Annotated in this window: 1 protein-coding gene and 2 pseudogenes; all 3 read right to left on the bottom strand. The window is 72.5% G+C overall.

Annotation, left to right across the window (positions count from 1 at the left end; genetic code table 11):
• Nucleotides 1-223 (bottom strand): annotated as a pseudogene (locus DVH02_RS37030) (FAD-dependent oxidoreductase); the annotation flags it as partial.
• 100 nt (nt 224-323) lie between these two features.
• A pseudogene (locus DVH02_RS36560) lies at nt 324-1,418 on the bottom strand (FAD-dependent monooxygenase); the annotation flags it as partial.
• A gap of 87 nt (nt 1,419-1,505) precedes the next feature.
• Nucleotides 1,506-2,156, bottom strand: coding sequence for an acyl-CoA-like ligand-binding transcription factor (locus DVH02_RS30670; RefSeq protein ID WP_114627115.1), 651 nt, complete (start codon nt 2,154-2,156; stop codon nt 1,506-1,508).
• Between the last annotated feature and the right edge of the window lie 17 nt (nt 2,157-2,173).

Raw genomic sequence — 2,173 nt, 5'->3', positions numbered from 1 at the left:
CGGGATCGCCCGTGCCGTAGCGGATGTCCGCGCCCGCGGTGAGGTCGGCGAGGTGCTGGACGGTGTGGGGATGGCCGAGGAGTTCGGTGAACAGCTCACGCAGCGCGGTCGTGTCGCTGCCGGGGGCGGTCAGCGCNNCCTCGGTCATATCGAGCAGCAAGGGCCTTGCCGTCGGGGTGAGTTCGGCCAGCCGGACCGTCCCGTCGGGCGTGTGCAGCTCCATGTCCGGTGCGAACCGGCCGGTCAGGGGGTGTGCGTCGGGATCGCCCGTGCCGTAGCGCGGCGGCGAGTTTCCAGCCGAGGTTGACCGCGTCCTGGAGGCCGAGGTTGAGCCCGGGGCCGCCTCCTTCGGCGTAGACATGGGCGGCGTCGCCGACGAGGAACACCCGGCCGTCCCGGAACCGCTCGGCCACACGTGTGTTGCCGCCGGTCAGGCGGCGCAGCACCTGTGGTCCCTCGCCCGTGGGCGGCGCGAGGGGCAGGTCTGCGCCCAGTACGCGGCGGACGCTCGCGCCGAGTTCGTCGAGGCTCATCGGCGCCCGGGGCGTGGGCTGGTCCCACTCCGTGGTGCTGATCAGCGGCGGGTGGCCGGGGAAGGGCGCGTAGGAGAACCCTCCGTGCTCGGTGCGGTGGGGCAGGAACGGCGGGACGGAGCCGTAGCCCGGCACGTTCAGCGCCCCGGTCACGGCATCCACCCATGCCGCGGGCACCGTGGCGTGGGCGGTGCGGGTGGTCCTGCGGTCGTAGCTGACACCGGGGAAGCCGATGCCGGACAGTTTGCGCGTGATGCTGTGTGCGCCGTCGGCGCCGACGACGTATCGGGCTCGGAGCCGGTAGGGGCCGTCCACGCCGTCGACGTGAACGATGCGGTCGACGTGATTGACACGGTCGGCGTGATCGACACGGTAGACGCGGTCGACGCGGTCGATGTCGACCGTGACCGCTGCGCCGTCCTGGGCGTCGCCGCGCGTGTCGCTCCGCGCCCCGTCCAGCTCCCCGACCGGCTCCCCGTCCGGCTCCCCGTCCGGCTCCCCGTTCAGCTCCCCGACCAGCTCCCCGTCCGGCGCCTCTCCGTACGACAGGGCGACGACCTCATGGCCTCGCCGGATGTCCACGCCGAGTTCGGTGGCTCGTTCCTCCAGCACCTGGACCAGGTGCCGTTGCGGTACCGGCAGGCCGTAGACCGGACTGTCCGGCAGCAGGCTCAGGTTCAGCGGCAGCGCGGCGAACATGAAGTAGGCCGCGTTCGGCTTCGGCGGCCCGGGTGCGCCGCCGAGGCGCTCGTACAGTCCCCGGCGGTCGATCATCTTCACGACCTGGCCGAGCAGCCCGTTCGCCTTGGGCTCCTCGCTGGGCGCGGTGAGGCCCTCCAACACGACCGGCCGGACCCCGGCCAGGGCCAGTTCGCAGGCCAGCATCAGCCCGTTCGGGCCGCCTCCGACGATGACGACGTCCTCGGTGAGCATCGGCATATCCCCCTCTTCCTCTCCTCGTTCTCTCCTCGTTCAGGGCTGGTCGGTGGCCGACGGGACGGGGAGGCCCGCGGCGAGCCCGTCGAACGCCTCGCGCAGCACGGCGGCGAGCGGGACCGGCGGATCCGCGCGCAGGCAGTGTTCGACAGCCGTGGCGCTGCCCGCGCCGACCACCGCGGCGACCAGCTTCGGGTACACGTCACGGGTCACGTCGGTACCGGTGCGCTCGGCGATCGCCTCGGCCAGCTGCTCCTGCGCGGCCACGTTCGCCTTGGCGATCTCTCCTTGCAGCGCGGGTTCGGCCAGCATGAGCCGGAGCCCGTCCGTCCAGCGCTGGTCCTGGGGGGAGGCGCCGGTCGCGTCCCCCGGTACGAACTGGGCCTGTACAGCGTGGGCGATCGAGTCCCACAGGGGCTCGGCGACCGGCCGCGCGCGCACCTCGTCGGCGATCCTCAGCATGCGCTCCAGGTGGCCCGCCGCGATCGCCTCGGCCTTGCCGGAGAAGTAGTTGCGGAACGTCCGCACGGACACGTCGGCCGCGGTGGCGATGTCCTCCACCGTCACGTTGTCCCATCCGCGCAGCACGCACAGCCCGATCGTGGCCCGGCTCAGCGCGACGCGCGTCTCGCGCTTCTTGCGCTCCCGCAATCCGACGTGAGCGTCGTCCTGGTGTGGGTGTGTCATTGGTAGTCAGGGGCGCG

It is taken from the genome of Streptomyces corynorhini, from assembly GCF_003346515.1.
Classification (GTDB): Bacteria; Actinomycetota; Actinomycetes; order Streptomycetales; family Streptomycetaceae; genus Streptomyces; species Streptomyces corynorhini.
Note: the sequence above shows the minus strand (reverse complement) of the source record. Positions and strands in the feature narration are given on the sequence as shown.